This window comes from Haloarcula mannanilytica, assembly GCF_005406125.1.
GTDB classification, from domain to species: domain Archaea; phylum Halobacteriota; class Halobacteria; order Halobacteriales; family Haloarculaceae; genus Haloarcula; species Haloarcula mannanilytica.
On the sequence record NZ_BIXZ01000004.1, the window covers coordinates 173,556 to 196,691 of the forward strand.

Below are 23,136 nucleotides of genomic sequence, written 5' to 3' on the forward strand. Positions count from 1 at the left end.
ACCGTCTCAGGAGCGTCGTTCTTGCAGGACGATTGGGACGGTGAGGTCGATGCGGTCGCTCTGGACCTCGTTACCGGTCGACTCGGGCAGTGTTACTTCGATTTCTACTGTCGCCTGGTCCCCGCCGGCGACTGCTCGCGTCCCCTGTTCGGCGGCCCCATCGAGCGTGGCCAGCGTGACAGTCGACGTGTCCGAGCCTGCCAGATACTCCGTGGTCCCGTTCGCATAGGTAATCCACAATCGAACCTCCAGGTGATCGGACAGCTCGCCGGTAGCCGTTGTGTCACCCAGCGCCCGCTCCGGCTCCCGAAGCCCGTTCTCGTCGTCGGTCACGTTCACGTCGACAACGCCGAGCGTCCCCGCCACCGAGCCGCTGTTCCGGACGACGACGGAGCCGGATTCCGTGTCACCGGGGGCGAGTCCCCCGACCTGCAATAGCACTGCGGAACCCTGTGTCTCCAGCTCCAGATTGCCGGACGAGCCGCGGTCGTCCTCACCGCCGCCAGCGGAGTCTCCACCGCCACCAGAAGACCCCCCGCCGCTACCGGACGAGCTGCCACCGCCATTGTTCGATGGCCCGTCCGTCGTCTCGCTGGTAGCGCCGTCATCGGGCCGGCTGTCAGACGGGGTCGGTGTCGAACTCGGGGTCGGAGTGGGTGTCGGCGTTGCATTCACGAGATCGCTTGGCGGCGGTGACCCACTGCCGCCGCTTTCAGTCGGTGTCTCGGGTTGGGACGGTTCAGTCCCCGCAGGCGTCGGTGTCGGCGTCGCCTCTGCCGGCACCGGTGTCATCTCGATATCGGGCCGTCCGGGTGCCGGGTCGTCGTCGCTGGTAAGGCCAATCGTCCCCACGCCAGCCCCGATAATGACGAACAGGATGAGAACGAGCAGTCCGATGAGTCGCTTGTTGTAGTTTCCGTCCTCGTCCCGAGAGATGCCCTGTCCCATCTCAGGTCACCCCACCGTTCCTCGCAGCCGGCCTCCTCCGCCGTTCATTGTTTTCTGTCTCCCGTTCCCGAGAGCAGGTCCCGGATTTCGAGGATTACAAGAAGCAGTGCTGGACCAACAACGAGTGCCAGCAATCCGACACGGGTCTGTGAGAACACGATGACGTGCCCGATATAGGGGACGCTAAACGTGACGACGCCGACGACCGCCGTTGCCGAAACAAGTTCCGGATCCGGGTCCTCGTTTGCGTCGCCTTTCGTTCTGAACTGCCGCTGACCGTCCTCCTTGATGACATTGACGACTCGGTGGGTGACCCGCGATGTCGTTCCGCCGGGCGAGCGGTCGTAGGTGATAACGTCGCCCTCTGAGATCTCGGCCGGCGGGACGCTGTTGACGAACACGACCGACCCGGCCTCGATAGCAGGCGACATGCTTGAGGAGAGAACGACGTAGCTCTCGTCTGCGCCGACAGCCTGTGGCACCGCGGCGGCGACGAACACCCCGACGACGACAAGGAGGACTCCGAGGCCGATCCAGTTGGCGACCCGCCGCCAGTCGACGCCGTCTTCGGTGTTACTGGGAGTCATTCTGGTTTAGATGGAACGTGGCAGTGATCTCGACCCCGTCGCTCTGGAAGCTGTTGCCGATGCTCTCGACGAGTTCCAGCCCGATAGTAAATTTGGTGCCACTCTTGCCCGGGTCGGCGAGATTCACGAGGTCGTTCTGTGTTGTCTCATCGGAACCATGGGCGTTGTCGGCTAGGTCTGCAAGCGTCGGGGACGGGTTGTCTGTCGTGATCTGGTCGGTGTGATCCGTTTCGCCGTACGTCAGCGTTACGACAGTGAGGTTCTCGGCCACCGCAGATGCGCTCTCGTCCGTATCGTTCTGTGCGCTGTCACTTTCCACGTAGTCGAAATCCACGTCCAGTGAGCCGGAGATTGTGCCGGAGCTGACCAGCCGCACGGTGTCTGTCGTGGACTCGCCCGGGGCGAGTGCCGTACTGAAACTGAACGACGAGCTCTCAGCAAATCCGAGGTTCAGCGTCCCGGCCGAAATCTGGTTGCCAGTACTGCTCTCGCTGTCACTGAAATACGCCATGGTTCCCGCTCCCGTTGCAGCACTGCCGGCACCGACGGTAACGAGGCCGCCGAGTATCTGCCTGCGAGTGAGCGATAGTTTTGATTCGCTTTCTTGATTCACGGGACCATCTATTACGTTTGTAGCTGCGGTGGTCGCCCCAGCAAACCGAATTTCCGATTCTTAGTGCTGTTTCAGGTCTTAGTTCTCTTGATCGGCTATGAATGTGACACCCAGATCAGCACTATCGGCCTGTGCTTTGTTGCCTACTTCTGTAGGCATCGAGAGATCTATAGATAAAGTGATTTCAGTACCAGCAGAGACGCTACTGAGCAGTTCGTTGTAATCTGCTTCGTCGACAAGGGTGTAGAGGTCGATGTACGATAGTGGATCGTCGTTATCATCGCTCGGGTGCCCCTCTGTCGCTTCGCTTAGAGGCGAATCCAGACCCGAACTGTTGTTGCTATCGCCGACTATGTAGGTAGTAGCGTCGCCAGCGCTGATGCTGGCCGCATCCACTTTTATTTTTTTAGCGAAATCATTTGGACTGAGATCATTGTCATTGCTTGCCGGTTCCGTGGCCTCATCCTCATTTTCACTGAGGGACAACCCCAGCGAAATTGCCGCAGGCATTGTGCTACCGCTGGAGTAGGTCGCTGTTACTGTGTTACCATCTTTATCATCACCGGGTTTGAGACCGGTCAGCGATAGCGAAGTGGTGATATCTGACTCCAAGTCCAGCGTTCCGGCGCTAATGGTATTCCCTGTACTTTCTTCCGTGTCGCTGAACGCGGCAAACGTCCCCGCACCCACAGCCGCACTTGCCGCACCAACCGTTGCGATTCCACCCAGTACTCTGCGTCGCGTCAACTCTATATTATTGTCTGACATGTATCTCTCACTGTGGAGGTTGAGACTCCACCAGCCCACCAAGCCCGGATCCCCCATCCGGTACGCTTGGTCTACCATTATTTGACAAGCTGATTGTAAAAGTGTTTCCACTTTTTCAGCCGTCAAAACGGCCGTTATAGCGTGATACCGAGAGCACCAACAGCACGGAAGATCATTTAAATTTCAGGCGGTAATAGCCCCCTACCGGACCTGTCGGCGACACCGAGACAGATTTTAGCGATAGATTCGCGCCGATACAATCACAGTCCTGTCAGAACGGGACACTATCATCGGACGCCCCGTCCTCGTCGTCCGCCTGGAGTTCACCGGTTTGTCGGAACTGCGTTTCGAGCCGCTGGAGCTTGTCGTTTATCCGCGTGCTTTGGTGGTGGATCGGGCTAACGCGGACTCGAACAACGTCGTACTCGTGGCGGTCCGTCAGCCCGTTCCAGGCGCGGAACGAGCCGACGGTCAGGGTGTCGCTCTGCGGGCAGAACTCCGTCGTCGGCGTGAATTCGGCGCGCAACACACTGGCGTCTTCTGATTCCCGGGCGTAGCGGAACCCGGCGTCTGGGTGCCGGTGGTCGAGGTTCAATCGCGCGAGGTTGTAGCCGAAGGTCATGTCGTACACGCCGCGCTCGTCGAACAGGTCCATCGTGAGCCGGTGGAAGGCAGCGTGGTCGGAGCCGGTCAGTACCGATGCGTCTGACAGGAACGGTCCCGGATCAGGGTTGTGTTCGGGAACGAACGTCCCGTAGCTATCGAACCCGACATCTGAGCCGCCGCGGAGGCCGGAGAGAAGGCTCATACTGAAACAGATAGCGGCCACGCATCAGGGCCTGTTCCCGAACGTGTTCGGGGGAACCCCCTCCCCAGCACCCGGCGAATGTCTACGTGATGCCAGCAACCACACTCGATCTGCGTGAGACGCCGCCGCCGGAGCGCCACCCTAAGATACACAACGCCTTCGAGGCGTTGGCGTCCGGTGAGACACTCCGGATTATCAACGACCACGAACCCAAACCGCTGTTCTACGAACTGCAGGCCGAAGTCGACGCCTTCGACGCGGCGAACTACCAGTGCGAGCAGGACGGGCCACGGAAGTACGTCGCGGACCTCCCGAAACAATGAGTGACACCGAGTTCCCCGGAACGGAGCGAGCCGATCTCGACGCCGACGGAGCCGGCCGGACGAGGCTGTTCGGGGGGGAGCCAAAGACCATCCAGTTATCCCTCGATGCGGGCGAGTCGATTCCGGCCCACACGCATCCCGGTCGGGACATCGTGTTCTACCTCCGCTCGGGAGCTGTGGACCTGACGCTCGGCGACGAGACGCTGTCGCTGTCGCCGGGAGAAGTCGTCCGGTTCGATGGCGACCAGGACATCTCACCAGCCGCAACGGCGGACAGCGAGGCGCTGCTCGTCCTCGCGGAGTCCTCGGAGTAGAGGCTACTCGAACAGGGACATCGCCGTCTCGATCGTCTCCTCGTCCGCGTTCTGCGCTGCGTCCTGTAGACTCGCCCGTGGGACGGCGAGCAATCGGTCGACCAGGCGTTCGCTCAACCGCTCGACTGCCAGCCGCTGATCGGCTGTCAGTTCGCTGTCGGCCTGTAGCTGTGACAGTGTTCGTTCGAGTTGCTCCTTTCGGATCTTTGCGCCCCGGCTGTCGATGTGAGTGAGCGCTTCGTCAACGTCAACGGGTGACTCCGTGTTCCGACTCATCTGCGCCAGATGACAGTCACTGTCGTGTCGTCGGACTCAACAGTTTCGAAGTCGTACCCTCTGTCGTCGAGTTTCGGATAGAGGTGTTGGGGGGCGCGGTCGTTGACCTGGATCAGAACGGTGCTGTCGTCCAGATCGACGAGCCGTTCCAGTGTCTGCTTGAGCGGCTTTGGTGGCCCGAGTGACCGCACGTCAAGCTGCTCTGTCGGTGCGTCGTCGGGTGAGTCCGTTTCCGAAATCAGGGCCGCGACTCGTTCTGTGGGCTGGTTGTTTGCCGCCATATGCTCGGATTCGGCTGTGAGCGGGCCGACCCTTTTCCCGAACATGTTCGGCCACATTGCCAGCAGGGACAGGGCCGTAGTAGACAGTAATGAGCGGCATCCCTGCCGACGTGGACGCAAACGCCGCACCGCCGATGACGATTCCGCTGCGTCATTTCGTGGTCGCACTGGCATTTCTCGTCGCCGGTGTCGCCGTCGGTGTCGTTGGCGGACGAGCCGGTTATCTCGCACAGGTCCACCTCTTGCTCGCGGGCTGGGTTTGTCTTACGATCATGGGCGCGGTGACACAGTTCGTCCCAGTCTGGTGTGGAGTCGAACTCCACTCTCAACGCCTGGCGGCCACACAGTTGCCACTTGCAGCGGTCGGGTTCGCGGGACTGGCCGCCGGCTTCCTGACGGCCACCCCGGCCCTGTTGCCGGTCGCCGGAACGTTTGCGCTGATCGGCGTCTGGATCCTCTGTTACAACATCGGGCGGACGCTTCTGGCCGCTGACCCCGACGTAACGGCTATCCACTTCGGCTGGGCGCTGGTGTTTTTCGCTCTCGTGACGGTCGCCGGGATCGGGCTGGCGCTGGATCACGCTGTCGGTGTCCTGCCGCTTCTGGGCGTCGGCCGGCAGGGGCTCCTGTTGACTCACGGGACACTCGCCGTGTTCGGCGCTGTCTTGACGACTGTCGCGGGCGCGCTGGCACAGCTTGCCCCGATGTTCACGCAGGCCGACACCGGCAAAGTCGAAGCGGCGGTCCAGCGGGCAGAGACGGTCCTCTATCCGCTCGGCGTGTTGGCATTGGCCGGCGGTCGGCTGGTCGGGTCCGCGGCCCTGGCTAGGTTCGGTGCGGTCCTGGTCGCGGCCGGTATCGGCGTGGTGGCGGCGCTGCTGGCGCGACAGCTCGTCAGTGCGCGCGTGGAATGGTCGCCGATGTTGACTCGCTACAGCGTCGCGGCGGTGTCACTGATCTTCTGGGCGGGGCTGACGGTGACTCGGTGGTGGCAAGACCCGCTTTCTTACAGCGGATTGCTCGGTCACCCGTCGACGGTACTGCTCGTCGGCGGCGTCGGCTTCGTCGTCCTCGGGACGCTGTATCACGTCGTCCCGTTCATCGTCTGGGTCCACCGGTACAGTGACCGGCTGGGATTCGAGGACGTGCCGATGGTCGATGACCTGTACGACCACCGTATCGCTGCCCTCGACGCCGCCGCGCTGACTCTCGCGTACGGCCTCCTGGTGAGCAAGCAGTGGCTCGAAACGCCGGACGGCACACCGCTTTTCGCTGGGGCACTTGTGCTTCTCGGCGCTCTCCTGTTCGCGGGCAACCTCGTCGCCGTCCTCGTCGAACACAGCCCGCAGTCGCTGCCAACACTGTTGACCGGACGTGAACCTACAGCGGCCGAGGACTCGTGAATTCAGGCCGTCGTCGGCTGTTCCGTGTCCAGCGAGTGGAGTCAGAATAAATATCACAGCCCACAGTGTTCTCACCCAGTGGGAAGGCCGCTAAACAGTGGGGAATCCCCCGCTCGATCCCGAGAACACCGGACAGACGGTCGTTTCGGTGCGCCGAACGGTGGCTACTGAACGTACAACGAGTACAGAATAATGCCCAAGCCGATAGCCGTCAGCGAACTCGACGTAAAGACGCTGACAGAGAGGAGCTGCTGCCCGAGGTACCTGCTGACGGCGATGTCGAGGACGCCGCCGGCAAACGCACCGAGGGTCACTACCCCGAACCCGTACGTGAGCCACTTGTGCTGTGGGCTTTTTGTTCGCGTGTACGCTTGATACGAGTAGTAGGTTATCAGCCCGCCGAGAATGAGGATAAGCGTCTTCGAGACAACGATTCCGACTTCTGAACTTGGAATGTGTACCATGGTTATGTCTCCTTTCGTACCTCGGACCAGAGGTTCTCCAGCCGTTGGTCCGGCGTCCGAGCCCGGTGTGAAATGTCGACGGTGAGCGACAGTTCCTCGTCAAGGCTGATGACGACCTCCTCGAAGTCGATAGCGTACCGGCTGGCGTGCTGTCCGTCCGAGCGGACCTCCACACCTTCATACAGCAGCGAGGACTCCGTCAGCAGTTCGAGCTTCCGATACGTCGTCGACAGCGGCACACCGCTGCGCTCCGATATTTCACTCGCCGTCAGTGGTTCCTCCAGCACGCTGACGATATCGCGACAATCCTCGTCGTCGAGCGCATCGAGGACTGCCTGCAACTCCGGCGTCTCCTCGTCAGCGAAGGGGTCCCGGACCATCCTTACCCGACACTGCCCGCCCGAGACGTTTAATATAACCGACTTCGGAGCGCTTACCGCCTGACATCGCCCGTTTTCTATCACACAGTCCGTAATATATGGGGCACTTATCTGTAATCGCTGTTTCGTTCCCAGTAACTGGGAACGGTTCTGTCGGCCTGAGAACGCCCCTCCGGGGGTTTATACTGTGGTGTCTTATCCCCAATTGCTTATGGAAGACCAGATCGGCGCACCCGGATCGGGCATCTCCCGTCGCGACTTCGTGAAAGCGTCCGGCCTCGGTGGCACGCTCGCGCTCGCGGGCTGTACCGCTCCGGGTGAGGTTCCGACTGAAGAGTCAGTCGACAGCAACGCAACCCCGGCACAATCTAACAGCGATCTTCCGACCACGTCGCCGCCGGAGATCGTCAACGTCGACGAGCAGGGTGGGGAAGTGACGCTCTCCTCTGTCCCCGCTAAACACGAGGCCCATCCCGGCGAATCGATGGGTGGCCCCGTCGAACTCCCGCAGGTGTGGGCGTTCAAAGCCGACGACGGTGAACCCAGCGTCCCGGGACCCATTCTCCGGACGACCGAGGGCGAGGACATGGAGGTCACCTTCGACAACACGGACGGCATGCGCCCACACACGGTCCACTTCCACGCCGTCCAGAAGCAGTGGGAGGACGACGGCGTCCCGACCACGACGGGCATCCGAATCGACCCCGGCGAGAAGCACACCTACACCATCCCCGCGAACGTTCCGGGCACCCACCTCTACCACTGCCACTACCAGACCCACCGCCACATCGACATGGGGATGTATGGCATCTTCCGCGTCGACCCCGAGGGGTACGAGCCGGCCGACAAGGAGTACTTCATGACGCTGAAGGAGTGGGACTCCCGGCTCAACCGCCAGATGGCCGGTATGGACGCCAGCTACGACGCTCGCAACCGTCGCCCCGATACGTTCACGATCAACGGGAAGGCCGCGCCGCGGACGCTCCACCCGGAGGACGGCTCGCCCATCATCGTCGAGCAGGGCGATACCGTGCGCATCCACATGTGTAACAACGGGTACATGGACCACCCGATGCACATCCACAACCACCGCTTCCAGGTCACTCACAAGGACGGCGGCAAGATTCCCGAAGCCGCCCGCCACGACCAGGACATCACCAGCATCCCGCCCGCCGGGCGACACACCATCGAGTTTGAGGCCGACGCCGACCCCGGCATCTACCTCGCGCACTGCCACAAGGTCAGCCACGCGATGAACGGGAACTCCTACCCCGGTGGGATGGTCACCGGTGTCGTCTACAAGGAGGCGATGGACACGGATATCTTCAAGCAGCTGATGGAGTACGCCGGTTACGAAGGGTGACGCACCCTGTCGTGACGTAACTTCGGAATAGACGCTGTTTCTGGAACGATTTCAAGGACTGACTCGATAACGGTAGTTCTCGCGTAACTGGCATAGTAAATCTCATACTGCTATATCGAATTTTCTCGTGGTTCCCAACAACTGAGAACACACTGGACCCGTTTTTCTTGGGGAATCTAACAAGAGGGTATGGAAGAGTTCGACCACGAGGTAGACGCCCCGCGCGGCGCAACGAGTCGCGAGTGGGAGGTGTTCGTCCGCGAGGACACGGCGGACCCGCTCACCCACGTCGGAAGCGTCAGCGCGCCGTCGGTGGAGATTGCCAGAGAGCAGGCGGCGTCGCTGTTCGCGCGGACTGCCGTCACGCTGTGGCTGTGTCCCGCCGACGAGACACAGCGCTATCAGAGGGATGCCGCAACGCTCGGAACGGGGAAGGCGGGCGAGGACGCCACGATGAGCGTCGACGAGATGGAGTCGGAGACGCTCCGGGGTGAAAACCGATGATCTCGGTCTCGAAACTGCTCTGTGACCTCGACGCCGAAGGGGACGGCCTCCGGTACGATGCGGCCAACGAGTCGACCAAACGCCAGATCAGGGACGAGAAGCAGCGCCGGCCGGTCGTCGTCTGGAACGTCACCAAGCAGTGCAATCTCTACTGTGACCACTGCTACGCCGCCGCCGACACCGAAATCGCCGACGGCGAACTCTCGACTGCGGAAGGGAAAGCGCTGCTTGAGGACCTGGCTGACTACGGCGCGCCGGTAGTGCTGTTCTCCGGCGGCGAGCCGCTCGTCCGCCAGGATCTCGAAGAACTGGTCGCCTACGCGAACGAGGTCGGTGTCCGCCCGGTTCTCTCGACCAACGGGACGCTCATCACTGAGGAGCGTGCCGCCTCGCTCAAGGACGCCGGGCTGAAATACGCCGGCGTCTCCGTCGACGGCCTGCCCGAGCGCAACGACGACTTCCGCGGGGTCGACGGCGCGTTCGAGGGTGCGGTCCAGGGTATCGAGAACTGCCTGGACGCGGGACTGAAGACCGGCCTCCGGTACACTATCACCGAGCGCAACGCCGCGGACCTGGAGGGCGTCGTCGACCTGCTGACCGACGTGGGCGTCGACCGCTTCTGTTTCTACCACCTGGACTACGGCGGCCGCGGGACCGAAATCGTCGACGCCGACCTCACTCCTGAGGACCGTCGGCAGGCAGTCAAGCGGGTCTGTGACATGACCCGCGAGTACCACGACCGCGGCGAGGAGATCGAGACGCTGCTGGTCGGGAACTACGCCGATGCGGCCTACCTCGTCGAGTACGCCCGCGAGCACATGAGCGACGCACAGGCCCAGCGGGTGTACGAGTACCTGCGGGTCAACGGCGGCGACCCGACCGGCGAACGCGTCGCCGACGTGGACTACCAGGGCAACGTCCACCTCACGCAGTTCTGGCAGGGGTACTCGCTGGGCAACGTTCGCGACCGTTCGTTCGGAGACATCTGGGAAGACGAGTCGAACCCGCTGCTTTCGGCGCTCCGGAACCGCGAAGAACACCTCAAAGGGAAATGCGCCGACTGCCGCTACGCCGAGGTCTGTCGTGGTGGCTCCCGACTCCGGGCACTTACCGTCGAAGATGACCTGTTCGCGCCGGACCCACAGTGTTATCTGGAAGACGAGGAAATCCGTGGGCCGCCACCCTTCGACACCGGGGAGAACCCGATGACCAGCGGGCGCTCGGCCGACTGATACGGATTAGTGTAGATTATTTTCGGATTTCGCCGACCCCGTGGTCGGTAGACACCGGTAAATTGCTACACTAATCCGTATGAGAGGCCGGCGGTTAATCGTACTTTAACCCCCGCCAAGGTGAGGGAGACGACTCATTCTGGCCGACCGGTAACTACCACGTGCGACCGTCGATTGACGGTCGTGTCGTCGGGAAAGCACGCGCTCAGTCTCGTGGGACAGATGGGCGTTCCTTCGGGCAATCGGCCGTCTCTGGAACGGGCGGCCGAAACGTTCTCCGTTTCTCTGAACTGCTGATTATATCGGACCGGGGCGTTTTTGCCCTGCCCCCCGCTATCGGCTCCTGTGCAGTCGGTTGAGCTACATACGCATTCGTCGCTGTCGTACGACGGCCGGGACCCGGTCGAGCTCCTCTTAGAGCAAGCCAGCGCCGTCGGACTGGACGCGCTGGCGGTGACGGACCACGACGAAATCGACGCCAGCCTCCGGGCGGCCGAACTCGCCCCGGAGTACGGCCTCGTCGGCATTCCCGGGATGGAGGTCACGTGCGCCGCCGGACACGTCCTCGCGCTTGGGATACAGGAGGCGATTCCGACCCACCTCCCGTTCGACGAGACGCTCGACCGAATCCGCGACCAGGGCGGACTCGCGGTCGTCCCGCACCCGTTTCAGGAGTCCCGTCACGGCGTGTTAGAACACATCTCGAAGGCCGAGCTCGCTACCGCCGACGCCATCGAAGTGTACAACTCGCGGCTGTTGACGGGGCGGTCGAACCGGCAGGCCGAGCGGTTTGCCCGGCGGGAGGGGCTGCCGATGACTGCCGGCAGTGACGCCCACATTGCCGAGATGGTCGGGCAGGCGGTCACGAACGTCGACACGGACGAGCGTTCGGCCGACGCGATTCTCGACGCCATCCGCGAGGGCAAGACGACCGTCGAGGGCAAGCGGACACCGTGGCGCATCAGCTTCAGGCAGGCCGCGGGCGGGGCGAAACGGCGCGTCAAGAACGGTATCGCCGACCTCCTCCAGTGATGCAGGGAGCCGACCCGGACACCGTTGCCGACGCCCTCGACAGTGGCGACCCGCTCCCCGGAACCGGCGGTTTCGCGGGCGAAGTGGACGGAGCGCTCGTCCGTGACGTGCTCGGTCGGTATCCGCTGTTCGTGGAGCGTGCTGTGTCTGAGGAGACGCGCCTCGACTCCGAGCAGTGGAGCCACGACCCGACAGACCTCGACGACCCAATCTCGTTCCCAGCCGGCCATGTTCGGACCGAGAGTGGGACCCGACAGCGGTGGTCGCTCCCGTCGCCCGAGCCGTCCGGCGACCGCGAGACGGCAATCGAGCAGGTCCGTGAGGCTGTCGAGACAAGCATCGACGCCGTAGAAACAGATGGGCTGGCAATCGCGTTCTCCGGCGGGGTCGACTCGGCCCTGCTTGCGGCCCGACTCGACGCGCCGCTGTACGTCGCTGGCTTCCCGGACAGCCACGACGTTGAGGCGGCGCGGTCGGCCGCCGACCTGCTGGGAACCGAGGTCCGCATCGTCGAACTCACACACGACGCCATCGAGCGGGCCGTCCCCGAAATCGCACGCGCCACTGGGCGAACGAACGCGATGGCGGTCCAGATCGCGCTCCCGCTGTATCTCGCCGCCGACCGGGTTGCCAGCGACGGCTTCGACCGACTGGCGCTGGGCCAGGGAGCCGACGAGCTGTTCGGCGGCTACGCCAAAGTCGCCAAGGCCCCCGAAGACCCGCGCGTCGAGGCCGACACCGTCCGCGGGGCACAGCGCGAGGTCATCGCCTCGCTCCCCGACCAACTGGAACGGGACGTGCTCGCGCTGCGGGCCGCCGGTGTCGAACCGGTAACGCCGCTGTTACACGACCGGGTCATCGCCGCCGCGCTCCGGTTGGACGGCGACCTGCTCGTCGACGGCGAGACGCGGAAGGTGGCGCTCCGCGCGGCAGCCAGCGAGTCGCTCCCAAACGAGATTGCGGACCGGGACAAGAAGGCCGCCCAGTACGGCTCGCTCGCCGCCCGGGAACTCGACCGCCTGGCCCGCCAGGCCGGCTACAAGCGACGGATGGACGACCACGTCACGCAGTACGTCGAATCGCTCGTAGCGTGAGGTCACTGGGCGCTGCCGGTCACGGCGACCGGCCGCTCGGAGTCGAGAATCACGCTCTGGCTGACGCTCCCGAAGACGAGGGAACCCAGCGGCGAGCGCTTCCGGCCGCCGAGGATAATCATGTCCGCATCCCGCTCCTCGGCGACGTTGATAATCTGGACCTCCGGGTCCCCGTGGCGCGTCTCCGTCTCGATGGTGACCCCCGATTCCTGCAGGGCCTCCACGAGTGCCTTGCCCGCAGGCGTCTGCTCGACCGACGTTTTCTCAGCCGTATCCTCGTCATCGAACACCCGCAGGACCGTCGCCGTCACCGAGTCCTCGGCGTGAGGGAGCCCCGTAGTCGCACTGGCCTGTGCGCTCGCCCGTTCCTCGCTGGCGTCGACCGGGAGTACCACCTGGTACATGTGCGATAGTTCGACCTATATGTTAATAGTTAACATGAACCTATGAAGTCGAAAGGGAAGCGATACGACGGGCCCTGACCACAGCCAGTGCGACGGGTAGCCCGGCGTTACCGGCGGCTAGCGGTCTCGATTGCGCGCTCGCCGATTTCGACCACGTCGGCCGGGAACCGGTTGACCTGTGCCCGGAGTGCATCGGCGTCGAACCACTCCCAGTCGTCAGCCGGCTGTTCGCCCGGCCCCGGCGTGATGTCGCGGCTGTCCGCGTGGCCGTAGAAGATGAAGTCGATGTGCTGGTGGCCGACCTCGCCCTCGGCGTCGACGTTGATGTCTTCGAGCAGGAAGTGCTGTGGCTGCGGGATGGAGCGGACTGTTTCGCTCTCGATGTCCTGCTGTGGGGCGATGAGATCTACGTCGAGGCCCAGTTCCTCGCGCGTCTCGCGCAGGGCGGCCTCGTGGGGGAGTTCGTCACGGTCGATGTGCCCGCCGGCGGGCAGCCACATGTCGAGCTTACTGTGTTCGTGGAGCGCGACGGCGCCGTCGCTGACGACGTAGACGGTCGCGACAAAATGACGCGTGGTTTCCATACCGACGGAACGGCACAGCCGGTCGTTTAGGTTACGATACCGCTCAGGGGTGGATGTTGTCTTCCGCTTCCAGCAGTTCGTGGTAGCGGTTGCGGATGGTGACTTCCGAGATGTTGGCGACCTCGCTGACCTCGCTCTGAGTCACCTTCTCGTTGGTGAGCAGCGAGGCGGCGTACACCGCGGCGGCGGCGAGGCCGACCGGCGACTTCCCGGAGTGGACGCCCTCCTCCTTGGCGTTCTGGAGGAGCTGGCGGGCGCGTCGCTCGACCTCCTCGGAGAGGTCAAGATCCGACGCGAACCGCGGGACGTAGCTCTCGGGGTCGGCCGGCTGGATTTCGAGGCTGAGTTCGCGGACGACGTAGCGGTAGGTCCGGGCGATTTCGTCTTTCTCGACGCGGGAGACGCCGGCGATCTCGTCCAGCGAGCGCGGCGTCCCGGCCTGGCGCGCGGCGGCGTACAGCGACGCCGTCGAGACGCCCTCAATGGAGCGGCCAGGCAGCAGGTCCTCGTCGAGCGCACGGCGGTAGATGACGCTGGCCGTCTCGCGGACGTTCTCGGGGAGTCCGAGCGCGGAGGCCATGCGGTCGATTTCGCCAAGCGCCTGCTTGAGGTTGCGCTCCTTGGAGTCCCGTGTCCGGAACCGCTCGTTCCAGGTACGCAGTCGCTGCATCTTCTCGCGCTGGCGCGAGGACAGGGAGTTGCCGTAGGCGTCCTTGTCCTGCCAGCCGATGTTTGTCGAGAGGCCCTTGTCGTGCATCATGTTCGTCGTCGGCGCGCCGACGCGGGACTTCTCGTCTTTCTCCTTCGAATCGAACGCGCGCCACTCGGGACCGGGGTCGATCTCGTCCTCCTCGACGACTAACCCACAGTCCTCACACACCGTCTCACCGCGCTCGCTGTCGGAGAGTAGCGACCCGCTACACTCCGGACAGACGAGCGTCTCCGACTCCTCCTCGTCCGTCTGCTCTGTCTCCGTTTCGCGCTCGTTCGAGTATCGGCGGATGCTGGTATCGGTCATTTGTTGGGGGGACAACCGGGTATCGTACCCGAAAAACGTGTTGTGATATACTGTTGTGTCCACGGCGACTTAAAACTTTTGCACATTTTGAAAGGCCAATTTTCGGAACAGCAAACAAGAGTTGGCGATTTGTATGGATACTGTTCGATACCAGTTAGTATCGCTATAGTTCGCCCCATCGTTTCGAAACGCTTACCGCACGCCCAGCACTCCAGCCCGACATGAGCGACCCCGCCGTCGACCCCGAGGAGGTCCGGCACGTCGCGGACCTCGCCCGCGTCGACCTCGCAGACGACGAAATCGAGCGGTTCACCGAGCAGTTGGGCGACATCCTCGATGCGTTCGAAGCGCTCGACGATGTGCCCGAGACAGAACGGGAGGCCGAACTGTCGAACGTGATGCGCCCCGACGAGACACGCGAAAGCCTCTCACAGGAGGAGGCGCTCCAGAACGCCAGCGACACCGAAGACGGGCAGTTCAAAGGGCCGAAGGTGTCGTGAGATGACGGCGTACAACGGCTACATCACCGACGAAACCATCGAAGGTGCCGACGACGGCCCGCTGGCGGCCAAAACCGTCGCAGTCAAGGACAACATCTCCACCGAGGGCGTCCGGACGACCTGTGGCTCGGCGATGCTTGACGAGTACGTCCCGCCGTACGACGCGACGGTCGTCGAGCGCCTGAAAGACGCCGGCGCGACCATCCCCGGGAAGACGAACATGGACGAGTTCGGGATGGGAACGACCACCGAAACGTCAGCGTTCGGTCCCGTGGAGAACCCCGTCGCTGAGGGCCGCGTGCCGGGCGGCTCCTCCGGCGGGTCGGCCGCCGTCGTCGCTGCTGGCGATGCTGACCTCGCGCTGGGAAGCGACACCGGCGGCTCCATCCGCTGTCCGGCCGCCTTCTGTGGCGTCGTCGGCATCAAGCCCACCTACGGGCTGGTCTCCCGGTACGGCCTCGTCGCCTACGCCAACAGCCTCGAACAGATCGGCCCTATCGCGCCGACCGTCGAGGACGCCGCCGAACTGCTGGATGTCATCGCCGGGCCGGACGAACACGACGCGACGACACAGGAAGCGCCCGACGCCGACGGCTCCTACGCGGCGGCCGCCGACGGCGATGTCGACGGTCTCTCCATCGGTGTTCCGACGGAACTGCTAGACGGAGCCGACGAGGAAGTCGTCGAGACGTTCTGGACGGCGTTGGACGACCTCGAAGCCCAGGGCGCGAGCTATCACGAGGTCGACCTCCCTTCGGTCGAACACGCCGTCGAGGCGTACTACGTCATCGCGATGTCCGAGGCCTCGTCGAACCTCGCGCGGTTCGACGGCGTCCGTTACGGTCAGTCCGGCGGCTACGACGGCAACTGGAACGACTCGTTCGCCAACGCACGCGAAGAGGGCTTCGGCGAGGAGGTCAAACGCCGGATCCTCCTCGGAACGTATGCCCTCTCGGCGGGCTACCACGACAAGTACTACAAGAAGGCCCAGGACGCCCGCGCGTGGGTCAAACAGGACTTCGACGAGGCGCTGGAGGACGCCGACGTGCTCGCGTCACCGACGATGCCCGTCCCGCCGATGGAGCGCGGTGAGAGCCTCGACGACCCGCTCACGATGTATCTGGCCGACGCAAATACGACCCCCGTGAACCTGGCGAACCTCCCGGCTATCTCCGTTCCCGCCGGTGAAACCGACACCGGGCTGCCCGTGGGACTGCAGTTGGTCGGGCCGGCCTTTGGCGAACGAGAGATTATTCGGGCCGGCAGCGCGCTGGCCTGAAACCGGACCCGGACTCCCCGTACGCTTTTTGTTCGTCACAACGAACGAACAATTATGGCTCCCCTCCTATCCACTACGTGGTCCCTCCGCGCACGCCTCATCGCGCTCGTAGTGGTGCTCGTCGCCTTCGACGCCGTGGCTGTCGCCGTCGCGTACGTGCTGGGTCATGTCGCGTTCGGTCTCCTGCCGCTGGTCGGGTACGACACCGGGACGCTGTTCTGGACGATGGGATTCGATATCGTGCCGCTGTGGCCCGTCGTCCTCGTTGGAACGCCACTCGTCCTCGCCGTCCAATCCATCTACGGCTACCGGATGACACTCCGGGACGCCGGGACGACCGCAGCCGAATCCCCGGTGACCGACCCCGCGTCCATCGATGAGATGCGGGCGAAGATACGGCGCAGCGAAACCTCCGACCGCCTCCGAGAACGGGTGGCTCGGCTGGCACAGACGGCGAACATGGCGACACCGGACGTGACAGTCATCGACTCTGAGACGCCCAATAGCTACGTTGCCAGTCGGCCCGGCGAGCAGACGCTGTTCGTGACTACGGCGCTTGTCGACCAACTCGACGATACGGAACTCGACGCCGTCATCGCCCACGAACTGGCCCATCTCAAGAACGGCGACGCGTTTGTCATGACTGCGGCCGCGTTCCTCCCGACTGTCAGCGCGCTGTTTACTCGCACGCTCGGGAAGACACTGCAGTATTCGGCGTTTTGTCACTGGTTCCTCGGCGGCGACGACCGGGACGGGACGTGGGTCGCTGGCGGGAACATTCACCTCGTGATGCTACTCTTTGCTGTCATCGCGATACCAGTCACAGCAACACTGTATCTCGCCAGCACGGCTTGCTACCGACTCCTCTCACGGATTCGGGAGTACGCCGCCGACGCGGGCGGTGTCGCTATCTGTGGCTCCCCGGCGGCACTCGCCAGCGCGCTGGAGTCGCTGACAGACGACCAGCGCCCGGACACGGATATCCGGACCGCCGAGACCGGCGTCCGAGAGCTCTGTGTGGTCCCGCATGCAATTGAGCCCGACGAGCAGAGTTCGCCGGACGGACGGGCCGAACGGCTCGCCCACCGATGGCGAACAGTCACTGAACGGGTGCTACCTGGGTCACATCCGGACGTTGACGACCGCATCGCCGCCCTGCAGGAGCGACAGTCCGCCCTCGATCAACGCGGGTAGTCGTAACGAAGGGGTACAGTTTACTCGCCGGCAGCCCGAGAGAGGATATGAGCGACGACGCCGACGGGCGATTGAGCTGGCTCCACTGGCCGACGGTGCTGAAGGGACTGGGGCTCGGTATCGGTGCCGGAATGATACTGGCCGTCGCACTGGGTGATTTCTACCTCGGCATGGCGCTGGGGACGCTGAACGGACTGGCGTTCGGTGTCGGGTGGTCGCACTCGCGGAACTGAGTTGCCGGGTGGCGCACCGCGGTGGCGACAGCTACCACACACTGTCGTACTGCTGGCGACAGCTACAGCACGCTGGCGTACACGTCGGCCAGTTTGTCGATGGCGTGGTCGACACTCACCACGTCCCGCCGGGCCAGACAGCGCTCCCGCAGTTGCTCTTGGTCGTCGAGGACGCGCTCGATAGCCCGACGGAAGCCGTCGATATCGCCTTCGTCGTAGGAGTAGCCGGTCTCGCCGTCCTCGATGGTGTCGCTGAGCGCGCCGGCGTCGACGCCTGCGACCGGCGTGCCACAGCAGTTGGCCTCTAGGGCGACGAGCCCCTGTGTTTCGACGGGGCTGGGGAACGCGAACACGTCCAGCGTCGAGTACAGTTCGGGGAGTTCCGTCCGGTCGAGAAATCCGAGAAAGCGCACGTCAACGTCGCTGTGTTCGGCTGTCGCTTCGAGGGATTCGCGGGCCGGCCCGTCGCCGCCGAACACGACAGTCACGTCCAGGCCTTCACAGGCGGTGATGATGTCTTCAAGGCACTTCTCGTAGCCGTGGCGACCGGTGTAGCCGACGATTGGGCCGTCGGGGAGGTCGTACCGCTTGCGGAACACAGCCGTGTCGACCGGTTCAAAGACGGTCGTGTCGACGCCGTTCTGGACGACCGTTACCGTCGTATCGAGGTCGATAGACTCCCGGAGGTGCGTGGCTGCGCGCTCACCCGGCGCAATGACGGTGTCGGCACGGCCCAGGAACCAGCGTTCGTAGCTCTCGGCGCTGGAGCGGACCGCTGACTCGACAGCGCCGTTGAAAGAGACGTACTCGGCGTACTCGCTCGTGGGCGTGTGATACGACGCGACGAACGGAACGTCGAGTTTGCCGGCGAGCCGTTGCCCCGCCATCCCGAGGCTGAAGGGGGTGTGGGCGTGGACCAGTTCGGCGTCCCGGACGCCCTCGGGAATCTGTGGCATCCCCAGGCGAAAGCCCTCGTAGAAGGGAAACGGTAGACTCCGGACGGGATACTCGTTCTCGGACGGCTCGTGGTCGCTCTTGGGATAGACCACGTCCATGCGACCGCCGCGGTCGCGCCAGCGGTCCCGCCACGTCTCGACCGTGTAGGTCACCCCATTGACGGTCGGCAAGTACGTGTCGGTGAACGTCGCGACGTGCGGCAGTGCCATCGCCGCGGCGTAGCAGGACCAGGGCTTAAACCGTTGCCATTGGCACGCCACCCGTCAGACGGCTGTCACCCCTGTGTGGGTGCCAGAGTTCTTTTCAGGGACCGCGGAAGAGTGGAGATAATGGACCGGGATGGCTGGCTGTACGCCTGGGCAATCGCATCGGTGTCGCTTGGTGCGGGCTCGCTGCTCGTGCCGCTGTATTTCGTCGCCATCGGCGGCGAAACGTTCATGCTTGGCGTCCTCGCTGGGGTGGCCGCCGCCGCGGGCGCGCCGGGGGCGCTCATTTTCGGACGTATCGCCGACAAAACAGGGAAACGTCGGTCGCTCGTCCTCCTCGCGCTGGGGCTGGCGACCCTCGCGCTGGTGCTCGTCTCGCTCACCGAGCAGCCGTGGCTGGTCATCGTCGGTAACGGCCTGCTGTGGTTCGCGGCGGGCGCTATCGCGCCGGTACTGACGCTGCTTGTCACCGTTGGAACCGTCGAACGGGACTGGCCGGCGCGGTTCGCCGTCCTGAACCGCTACCAGGGCTGGGGGTGGGCCGGGGGCCTCGTCCTCGGGCTGGTGTGGACGACGTTGCTTTCATCCCCGCTCGGAGAGATTGCCGCCCAGCAGTCGCTGCTGTGGCTGTGTGCGGCCGCCGTCGGGCTGGCAGCGTTCCTTGCGGCGAAGTGGCTGCCGTCCGACCCCGCCGAACTCGACCGCCCGCGAGCCAGTCGGATGGCGCGGGCCATCGCCCGGTCGCGTCGGCTCCCGGTCAGGAGCGCGACGTTCCCGGTCGGTCCGGGGCGGCTATACTGGCTCACGCGGTCGATGCACCCCCGAGAGGTCGCAGCCCGGTTCTCCCCGGCACTGACGATATACTTTGGCGGTGTCGTCGCCTTCTTCGTCGGCTTCGGCGTGTTCTGGGGGCCGCTGCCGCTGTATCTCTCGCGGACGCTCGGCTACGGGTCGGGACTCGTGTTCGCGCTGTATCTCGTCTCCAGCGTCGGCTCGGCGCTGTGGTACGACCGCGCCGGCTCGCTCGCCGAGCGGTACGACCCGAGCGGGCTTCAGGTCGGGGGCCTGCTCGCCCGCGCGGCGCTCCATCCGGCCGTTGCCGTCGTGGGACTCCTGCTGTCGGCGACGCTGCTGGGGACGATTCTCAACGGTATCGTGTTCGGTCTCATCGGCGTCGCCTGGGCCGTCATCGCCGTCACCGCGGCCAGCGTCGTCACCCAGCTCGCACCGTCGGCCATTCGCGGCGAGGCGCTCGGCATCTACACCGCCGTCTCCGGATTGGCAAGCGGCGTCGGGTCAATACTCGGCGGCTGGCTCGGCGGTTACGACTTCCTGCTCGCCTTCGTCGTCGCCGGCGCGCTGGTACTGGTCGGCGCAGTGCTGGTCGCGGTCGTCTGGCGGCGCTCGCCGACGGTATCGGTCGACAGCGAACCGCTCTCGGCATAACAACCGCGCCGCCTCGAACGCTGCTCAGGCCAGTTCTTCGTACGTCTCGACGAGTCGCCGGCCGACCCGGTCTAGGCTGTGCTCTCTGGCCGTCTCTTTCGCGTTCTCGCCCAGTCGCTCCCGCAGGTCCGGGTTGTCGGCGAGGCGCTCCAGCGCCTCGCGGAACTCGGCCTCGTCCTCGCAGATGAGGCAATCGTGGCCGTCCTCGTAGTACTCCCGGAACACCGGGATGTCCGAGAGAACGACTGCCTTTCCGCAGGCCATCGCTTCCAGCACGGCAATGCCCTGGTTCTCGGCCTTCGTCGGGAACAGGTACACGTCGCCGGCCCCGAACGCGCCGCGGATGTCCTCGATCCACCCGGTAAAGGTCACGTTCTCGGGCGGGTCGTTCACCCACCGCGAGACGGTCTTTGAGGCCTGTGGCCCGGCGTCGTAGGGGCCGAACCACGCGAAGTCGTAGTCGGTCTGCTGGGCGAGTTCGCAGAACGTCGTCAGCCCCTTGCGCTCGAAGACGTTGCCGACGGCGAAGACGACCATCCCGTCGAGGTCGTACCGGTTCCGGTAGTCCTCCCGGAGGTCCTCGAAACCGTCGAGCGCGTCGATGTCGACGCCGTTCGTCATCGGCCGTATCGGTGCGTCGACGGGGTAGGATTCCAGGATGTCTTTTGTGTACTCGGAGGGGCAGAGAACCATGTCGGCCTGTGAGTAGAACCACCGGAGGTACTGGCCCAGCGCCGGCGCGACCAGGTTCGACCCGCGGAAGCTGTCCCGGAAGTCCTCGCGGGTGACGTGAGCGTGGAGGACGAGTGGTATGTCCGCATGTTCGGCATACCGGGCCACGGCGACGGACCCCGGCCCGATCATGTTGCAGTGAGCGATGTCGAACTCCCGAAACACCGGGTCGTCGAAGGCGATGTTTCCCCCCAGCGCCCACGCCGGATGGCCCTCCTGCCAGGGCGTCGTCTCCACCGTGATGTCGGTCTCGGACAGCGCCGCCCGCTGGTGGTCCACGGCGGTGCCGATGCCCGACCGGTCGAGGTGGTCGGCCAGTTCGAGATAGTTCAGGACGCGCACGTCTCGGGGCACTCCGGCCTGGCCGAAAATCCTACCGACTTCGCACAACCGAAACTAATTTGCTACGCGGGGAACCGGATCGCCTCCGCCGCTTTTCGGCTGGTGAAACAACTCCAGGGTGGGACTTTCTGGCTGTTAGTACCAGCAGTCCCTGAGTAAGCGATATTTGCTAGCTCGTCCGGAAGGCATTTTCCCGCCGCCGACACAGTACCGGCAATGACGGACGAGGCGGCCATCGCCCGCGAGCGCATCGAGCGTCTGGAGTCGCTCGCTCGCGAGGCGGTCCAGGCCGGTAACGAGGCGCGCGCCCGATCGTACGTCCGTCGCGCTCGCCGCGTCGCCGAACGCCACCGCCTGCGCCTGCCGCGGTCGTTCGAGCGGTCGACGTGTGACGCCTGTGATACGTACCTGCTGCACGGCCACAACGCCCGGTCCCGAACCCAGTCGGGTCACGTCGTCATCACGTGCGACTGTGGCGCACAGTCCCGCTATCCGTACGACTGAGATTTCTTTACGACTGTTGGTTTTAAGGGGCTGTCGGCGTTAAACCGCGTACATGACCGATTCTTCTCGACAGTCGCGAATACACGACCTCGACGCGACGCTCCGCGTCGGCAAACACGGTATCGAGTCCGTGGCGGACGAACTCGACGACCAGTTAGAAAACACAGACCTCGTGAAGGTCAAATTCCTCCGGTCGTCCCGGGGCGGCACAACGGCCGAGGAACTCGCCGACGACCTGGCCGAGATGGTTAACGCTGAGGTGGTGCAGGTGCGGGGTCACACTGCGGTGTTCGAGAAATGATGCAGGTCCAACCGCTCGCCGACCTGCTGGAAGGTTTCGGTGTCCCGGCCGCCGGGTCCATCGCCTCAGCAGTGGTCTTCCTTGTCGTCTTCGTCCTCGTCTACGCCCTGGGGAAGGCAATTGTGATACCCATCGTCGACCGCTCGCTCAAGTCCCGCGACCTCGATTCCCACGCCCGGCGACCGCTGAAGAAACTCGTCAGTATCGGCGTCATCTTCGTCGCCATCTCCGTTGCCTTCGGGATGGCCGATTACGGGAACTTCCTGCAGTCGCTGGCGACCATCGCCGCTGCGGCGACGCTCGCCATTGGGTTCGCCATGCAGGACGTAATCAAGAACTTCGTCGCCGGCGTGTTCATCTACACCGACAAGCCGTTCCGGATCGGCGACTGGATCGAGTGGGACGACCACTCCGGCGTCGTCGAAGACATCAGCCTGCGGGTCTCCCGCGTCCGAACGTTCGACAACGAGCTACTGACCGTCCCGAACTCGAATCTGACCGACGGCGTCATCAAGAACCCCGTCGCTAAAGACCAGCTCCGTCTGAAGTTCATGTTCGGCATCGGCTACGACGACGACATCGACAAAGCGACCGAAATCATTCTAGAGGAAGCGCGGGACCATCCCGAGATCATGGACGACCCCGAACCGTCCGTTCGGCTGGTCGAACTCGGCGATTCTTCGGTTGGTCTCCAGTCCCGGATCTGGATCGAGGACCCGAACCGCGCTGATTTCATCAAGACCCGCGCCGAATATGTCAAGACAGTCAAAGAGCGGTTCGACGCGGAAGACATCAACATCCCGTATCCGAACCGCACGATTGGCGGCGGTCTGGAGATGACCGGGCTGGACAGCGTCGTGGAACCGGCCGACGACTGAGAACTCGTCGGTTGTATTCTCACGGGGGAGACTGCTGACCGTGGCTAGTATGAGGGGGCAACGCCACAGAGTACCGCAGCAGCGGCTCACGAATTCGTTTGAGACAGCAAGCGGGCGCTGAGGGATTTGAACTACGCGAACGCCTCCTACGCTCGGGGTTCTCTACTC

The 23,136-nt window shown here is 64.0% G+C and carries 30 protein-coding genes; 16 read left to right on the forward strand and 14 right to left on the reverse strand.

Annotation, left to right across the window (positions count from 1 at the left end; translation table 11 throughout):
• Positions 1 to 6: 6 nt before the first annotated feature.
• The 5 genes from Harman_RS21790 to Harman_RS13030 all read right to left on the reverse strand — a co-directional run bounded on the left by Harman_RS21790 (position 7) and on the right by Harman_RS13030 (position 3,724).
• Entirely contained in the window at positions 7 to 948 is a 942-nt protein-coding gene (locus tag Harman_RS21790) for a hypothetical protein (RefSeq protein ID WP_235007210.1), read from the reverse strand.
• A 44-nt stretch (positions 949 to 992) separates the two neighbouring features.
• A complete protein-coding gene (locus Harman_RS13015; protein ID WP_137684222.1) occupies positions 993 to 1,535 on the reverse strand; it encodes a signal peptidase I in 543 nt (180 codons plus the stop codon).
• A complete protein-coding gene (locus Harman_RS13020; RefSeq protein WP_160140693.1) occupies positions 1,522 to 2,148 on the reverse strand; it encodes a TasA family protein in 627 nt (208 codons plus the stop codon). The genes Harman_RS13015 and Harman_RS13020 overlap by 14 nt, the downstream gene beginning before the upstream one ends.
• Before the next feature lie 78 nt (positions 2,149 to 2,226).
• Entirely contained in the window at positions 2,227 to 2,994 is a 768-nt protein-coding gene (locus Harman_RS13025; protein ID WP_137684224.1) for a TasA family protein, read from the reverse strand.
• Between the two features lie 193 nt (positions 2,995 to 3,187).
• The gene (locus tag Harman_RS13030; protein WP_137684225.1) at positions 3,188 to 3,724 is read right to left on the reverse strand and encodes a hypothetical protein; all 537 of its coding nucleotides are present in this window, start codon (positions 3,722 to 3,724) and stop codon (positions 3,188 to 3,190) included.
• Positions 3,725 to 3,813: 89 nt separating this feature from the next.
• Between Harman_RS13030 and Harman_RS13035 the strand changes: the two genes are divergently transcribed.
• Together Harman_RS13035 and Harman_RS13040 are read left to right on the forward strand one after the other, a co-directional pair.
• A complete protein-coding gene (locus tag Harman_RS13035; RefSeq protein ID WP_137684226.1) occupies positions 3,814 to 4,047 on the forward strand; it encodes a DUF2249 domain-containing protein in 234 nt (77 codons plus the stop codon).
• Positions 4,044 to 4,361, forward strand: a complete 318-nt coding sequence (locus Harman_RS13040; RefSeq protein ID WP_137684227.1) for a cupin domain-containing protein — start codon at positions 4,044 to 4,046, stop codon at positions 4,359 to 4,361. Before Harman_RS13035 ends, Harman_RS13040 begins: the two co-directional genes overlap by 4 nt.
• Positions 4,362 to 4,364: 3 nt before the next feature.
• Here Harman_RS13040 and Harman_RS13045 read toward each other — a convergent pair whose 3' ends face one another.
• Both Harman_RS13045 and Harman_RS13050 read right to left on the reverse strand, forming a co-directional pair.
• Complete coding sequence (locus tag Harman_RS13045) at positions 4,365 to 4,637, reverse strand: glutamyl-tRNA reductase (protein ID WP_137684228.1); 273 nt, start codon at positions 4,635 to 4,637, stop codon at positions 4,365 to 4,367.
• Complete coding sequence (locus tag Harman_RS13050) at positions 4,634 to 4,918, reverse strand: DUF2249 domain-containing protein (protein WP_235007215.1); 285 nt, start codon at positions 4,916 to 4,918, stop codon at positions 4,634 to 4,636. The genes Harman_RS13045 and Harman_RS13050 overlap by 4 nt, the downstream gene beginning before the upstream one ends.
• A gap of 89 nt (positions 4,919 to 5,007) precedes the next feature.
• On the opposite strand from Harman_RS13050, the gene Harman_RS13055 reads away from it, so the two are divergent.
• Positions 5,008 to 6,321, forward strand: coding sequence for a hypothetical protein (locus Harman_RS13055; protein WP_137684230.1), 1,314 nt, complete (start codon positions 5,008 to 5,010; stop codon positions 6,319 to 6,321).
• A 164-nt stretch (positions 6,322 to 6,485) separates the two neighbouring features.
• Here Harman_RS13055 and Harman_RS13060 read toward each other — a convergent pair whose 3' ends face one another.
• Positions 6,486 to 6,785 carry a DUF7521 family protein gene (locus Harman_RS13060; RefSeq protein ID WP_137684231.1) on the reverse strand — a complete coding sequence of 100 codons (300 nt, stop codon included), beginning with the start codon at positions 6,783 to 6,785 and terminating at the stop codon, positions 6,486 to 6,488.
• A gap of 2 nt (positions 6,786 to 6,787) precedes the next feature.
• Positions 6,788 to 7,165: a helix-turn-helix domain-containing protein gene (locus tag Harman_RS13065; RefSeq protein ID WP_137684232.1), complete on the reverse strand. Its 378-nt coding sequence runs from the start codon at positions 7,163 to 7,165 to the stop codon at positions 6,788 to 6,790.
• A 211-nt stretch (positions 7,166 to 7,376) separates the two neighbouring features.
• On the opposite strand from Harman_RS13065, the gene Harman_RS13070 reads away from it, so the two are divergent.
• The 5 genes from Harman_RS13070 to Harman_RS13090 all read left to right on the forward strand — a co-directional run bounded on the left by Harman_RS13070 (position 7,377) and on the right by Harman_RS13090 (position 12,390).
• On the forward strand, positions 7,377 to 8,528 hold the full coding sequence (locus tag Harman_RS13070; RefSeq protein WP_137684233.1) for a multicopper oxidase domain-containing protein: 1,152 nt from the start codon (positions 7,377 to 7,379) through the stop codon (positions 8,526 to 8,528).
• 189 nt (positions 8,529 to 8,717) lie between these two features.
• A complete protein-coding gene (locus Harman_RS13075) occupies positions 8,718 to 9,032 on the forward strand; it encodes an Htur_1727 family rSAM-partnered candidate RiPP (protein ID WP_137684234.1) in 315 nt (104 codons plus the stop codon).
• Positions 9,029 to 10,264, forward strand: coding sequence for a TIGR04347 family pseudo-SAM/SPASM protein (locus Harman_RS13080; protein ID WP_137684235.1), 1,236 nt, complete (start codon positions 9,029 to 9,031; stop codon positions 10,262 to 10,264). Before Harman_RS13075 ends, Harman_RS13080 begins: the two co-directional genes overlap by 4 nt.
• A gap of 345 nt (positions 10,265 to 10,609) precedes the next feature.
• Positions 10,610 to 11,296: a PHP domain-containing protein gene (locus Harman_RS13085; RefSeq protein WP_137684236.1), complete on the forward strand. Its 687-nt coding sequence runs from the start codon at positions 10,610 to 10,612 to the stop codon at positions 11,294 to 11,296.
• Positions 11,296 to 12,390 carry an asparagine synthase C-terminal domain-containing protein gene (locus Harman_RS13090; protein WP_137684237.1) on the forward strand — a complete coding sequence of 365 codons (1,095 nt, stop codon included), beginning with the start codon at positions 11,296 to 11,298 and terminating at the stop codon, positions 12,388 to 12,390. The genes Harman_RS13085 and Harman_RS13090 overlap by 1 nt, the downstream gene beginning before the upstream one ends.
• Positions 12,391 to 12,392: 2 nt before the next feature.
• Here Harman_RS13090 and Harman_RS13095 read toward each other — a convergent pair whose 3' ends face one another.
• The 3 genes from Harman_RS13095 to Harman_RS13105 all read right to left on the reverse strand — a co-directional run bounded on the left by Harman_RS13095 (position 12,393) and on the right by Harman_RS13105 (position 14,396).
• Entirely contained in the window at positions 12,393 to 12,794 is a 402-nt protein-coding gene (locus Harman_RS13095) for a universal stress protein (protein ID WP_137684238.1), read from the reverse strand.
• 107 nt (positions 12,795 to 12,901) lie between these two features.
• On the reverse strand, positions 12,902 to 13,378 hold the full coding sequence (locus tag Harman_RS13100) for an NUDIX hydrolase (protein WP_137684239.1): 477 nt from the start codon (positions 13,376 to 13,378) through the stop codon (positions 12,902 to 12,904).
• A gap of 43 nt (positions 13,379 to 13,421) precedes the next feature.
• Positions 13,422 to 14,396 carry a transcription initiation factor IIB gene (locus Harman_RS13105; protein WP_137684240.1) on the reverse strand — a complete coding sequence of 325 codons (975 nt, stop codon included), beginning with the start codon at positions 14,394 to 14,396 and terminating at the stop codon, positions 13,422 to 13,424.
• Between the two features lie 221 nt (positions 14,397 to 14,617).
• Here Harman_RS13105 and gatC point away from each other — a divergent pair, with 221 nt between their 5' ends.
• Genes gatC through Harman_RS13125 form a run of 4 tightly spaced genes read left to right on the forward strand, consistent with a single transcriptional unit; the run spans position 14,618 to position 17,602 of the window.
• The gene (gene gatC, locus Harman_RS13110) at positions 14,618 to 14,896 is read left to right on the forward strand and encodes an Asp-tRNA(Asn)/Glu-tRNA(Gln) amidotransferase subunit GatC (RefSeq protein ID WP_137684241.1); all 279 of its coding nucleotides are present in this window, start codon (positions 14,618 to 14,620) and stop codon (positions 14,894 to 14,896) included.
• A gap of 1 nt (position 14,897) precedes the next feature.
• Positions 14,898 to 16,175 (forward strand): Asp-tRNA(Asn)/Glu-tRNA(Gln) amidotransferase subunit GatA, encoded by a 1,278-nt coding sequence (gene gatA, locus Harman_RS13115; protein WP_137684242.1) that lies wholly within the window; start codon positions 14,898 to 14,900, stop codon positions 16,173 to 16,175.
• Between the two features lie 54 nt (positions 16,176 to 16,229).
• Positions 16,230 to 17,369, forward strand: coding sequence for a M48 family metallopeptidase (locus Harman_RS13120; RefSeq protein ID WP_137684243.1), 1,140 nt, complete (start codon positions 16,230 to 16,232; stop codon positions 17,367 to 17,369).
• Positions 17,370 to 17,416: 47 nt separating this feature from the next.
• Positions 17,417 to 17,602: a hypothetical protein gene (locus tag Harman_RS13125; protein ID WP_137684244.1), complete on the forward strand. Its 186-nt coding sequence runs from the start codon at positions 17,417 to 17,419 to the stop codon at positions 17,600 to 17,602.
• A gap of 62 nt (positions 17,603 to 17,664) precedes the next feature.
• On the opposite strand, the gene Harman_RS13130 is transcribed toward Harman_RS13125, so the two are convergent.
• Entirely contained in the window at positions 17,665 to 18,768 is a 1,104-nt protein-coding gene (locus Harman_RS13130) for a glycosyltransferase (RefSeq protein ID WP_137684245.1), read from the reverse strand.
• 75 nt (positions 18,769 to 18,843) lie between these two features.
• On the opposite strand from Harman_RS13130, the gene Harman_RS13135 reads away from it, so the two are divergent.
• Entirely contained in the window at positions 18,844 to 20,211 is a 1,368-nt protein-coding gene (locus Harman_RS13135; protein WP_268812802.1) for an MFS transporter, read from the forward strand.
• A gap of 24 nt (positions 20,212 to 20,235) precedes the next feature.
• On the opposite strand, the gene Harman_RS13140 is transcribed toward Harman_RS13135, so the two are convergent.
• Positions 20,236 to 21,285 carry a glycosyltransferase family 4 protein gene (locus Harman_RS13140; protein ID WP_137684247.1) on the reverse strand — a complete coding sequence of 350 codons (1,050 nt, stop codon included), beginning with the start codon at positions 21,283 to 21,285 and terminating at the stop codon, positions 20,236 to 20,238.
• 216 nt (positions 21,286 to 21,501) lie between these two features.
• Between Harman_RS13140 and Harman_RS13145 the strand changes: the two genes are divergently transcribed.
• Genes Harman_RS13145 through Harman_RS13155 form a run of 3 tightly spaced genes read left to right on the forward strand, consistent with a single transcriptional unit; the run spans position 21,502 to position 22,968 of the window.
• A complete protein-coding gene (locus tag Harman_RS13145; protein WP_137684248.1) occupies positions 21,502 to 21,789 on the forward strand; it encodes a ribonuclease P protein component 4 in 288 nt (95 codons plus the stop codon).
• Positions 21,790 to 21,841: 52 nt separating this feature from the next.
• Entirely contained in the window at positions 21,842 to 22,090 is a 249-nt protein-coding gene (locus Harman_RS13150; RefSeq protein WP_137684249.1) for a YhbY family RNA-binding protein, read from the forward strand.
• A complete protein-coding gene (locus Harman_RS13155; protein ID WP_137684345.1) occupies positions 22,090 to 22,968 on the forward strand; it encodes a mechanosensitive ion channel family protein in 879 nt (292 codons plus the stop codon). Before Harman_RS13150 ends, Harman_RS13155 begins: the two co-directional genes overlap by 1 nt.
• Positions 22,969 to 23,136 lie beyond the last annotated feature (168 nt).

Excerpts from the sequence above, each read along its gene's own strand:
- Harman_RS21790 (WP_235007210.1), bottom strand. The coding sequence starts at position 948 with ATGGGACAGGGCATCTCTCGGGACGAGGACGGAAACTACAACAAGCGA.
- Harman_RS13015 (WP_137684222.1), bottom strand. The coding sequence starts at position 1,535 with ATGACTCCCAGTAACACCGAAGACGGCGTCGACTGGCGGCGGGTCGCC.
- Harman_RS13025 (WP_137684224.1), bottom strand. The coding sequence starts at position 2,994 with ATGGTAGACCAAGCGTACCGGATGGGGGATCCGGGCTTGGTGGGCTGG.
- Harman_RS13030 (WP_137684225.1), bottom strand. The coding sequence starts at position 3,724 with ATGAGCCTTCTCTCCGGCCTCCGCGGCGGCTCAGATGTCGGGTTCGAT.
- Harman_RS13035 (WP_137684226.1), top strand. The coding sequence starts at position 3,814 with ATGCCAGCAACCACACTCGATCTGCGTGAGACGCCGCCGCCGGAGCGC.
- Harman_RS13040 (WP_137684227.1), top strand. The coding sequence starts at position 4,044 with ATGAGTGACACCGAGTTCCCCGGAACGGAGCGAGCCGATCTCGACGCC.
- Harman_RS13045 (WP_137684228.1), bottom strand. The coding sequence starts at position 4,637 with ATGAGTCGGAACACGGAGTCACCCGTTGACGTTGACGAAGCGCTCACT.
- Harman_RS13050 (WP_235007215.1), bottom strand. The coding sequence starts at position 4,918 with ATGGCGGCAAACAACCAGCCCACAGAACGAGTCGCGGCCCTGATTTCG.
- Harman_RS13055 (WP_137684230.1), top strand. The coding sequence starts at position 5,008 with ATGAGCGGCATCCCTGCCGACGTGGACGCAAACGCCGCACCGCCGATG.
- Harman_RS13060 (WP_137684231.1), bottom strand. The coding sequence starts at position 6,785 with ATGGTACACATTCCAAGTTCAGAAGTCGGAATCGTTGTCTCGAAGACG.
- Harman_RS13065 (WP_137684232.1), bottom strand. The coding sequence starts at position 7,165 with ATGGTCCGGGACCCCTTCGCTGACGAGGAGACGCCGGAGTTGCAGGCA.
- Harman_RS13070 (WP_137684233.1), top strand. The coding sequence starts at position 7,377 with ATGGAAGACCAGATCGGCGCACCCGGATCGGGCATCTCCCGTCGCGAC.
- Harman_RS13075 (WP_137684234.1), top strand. The coding sequence starts at position 8,718 with ATGGAAGAGTTCGACCACGAGGTAGACGCCCCGCGCGGCGCAACGAGT.
- Harman_RS13080 (WP_137684235.1), top strand. The coding sequence starts at position 9,029 with ATGATCTCGGTCTCGAAACTGCTCTGTGACCTCGACGCCGAAGGGGAC.
- Harman_RS13090 (WP_137684237.1), top strand. The coding sequence starts at position 11,296 with ATGCAGGGAGCCGACCCGGACACCGTTGCCGACGCCCTCGACAGTGGC.
- Harman_RS13095 (WP_137684238.1), bottom strand. The coding sequence starts at position 12,794 with ATGTACCAGGTGGTACTCCCGGTCGACGCCAGCGAGGAACGGGCGAGC.
- Harman_RS13100 (WP_137684239.1), bottom strand. The coding sequence starts at position 13,378 with ATGGAAACCACGCGTCATTTTGTCGCGACCGTCTACGTCGTCAGCGAC.
- Harman_RS13105 (WP_137684240.1), bottom strand. The coding sequence starts at position 14,396 with ATGACCGATACCAGCATCCGCCGATACTCGAACGAGCGCGAAACGGAG.
- gatC (WP_137684241.1), top strand. The coding sequence starts at position 14,618 with ATGAGCGACCCCGCCGTCGACCCCGAGGAGGTCCGGCACGTCGCGGAC.
- gatA (WP_137684242.1), top strand. The coding sequence starts at position 14,898 with ATGACGGCGTACAACGGCTACATCACCGACGAAACCATCGAAGGTGCC.
- Harman_RS13120 (WP_137684243.1), top strand. The coding sequence starts at position 16,230 with ATGGCTCCCCTCCTATCCACTACGTGGTCCCTCCGCGCACGCCTCATC.
- Harman_RS13125 (WP_137684244.1), top strand. The coding sequence starts at position 17,417 with ATGAGCGACGACGCCGACGGGCGATTGAGCTGGCTCCACTGGCCGACG.
- Harman_RS13130 (WP_137684245.1), bottom strand. The coding sequence starts at position 18,768 with ATGGCACTGCCGCACGTCGCGACGTTCACCGACACGTACTTGCCGACC.
- Harman_RS13145 (WP_137684248.1), top strand. The coding sequence starts at position 21,502 with ATGACGGACGAGGCGGCCATCGCCCGCGAGCGCATCGAGCGTCTGGAG.
- Harman_RS13150 (WP_137684249.1), top strand. The coding sequence starts at position 21,842 with ATGACCGATTCTTCTCGACAGTCGCGAATACACGACCTCGACGCGACG.
- Harman_RS13155 (WP_137684345.1), top strand. The coding sequence starts at position 22,090 with ATGCAGGTCCAACCGCTCGCCGACCTGCTGGAAGGTTTCGGTGTCCCG.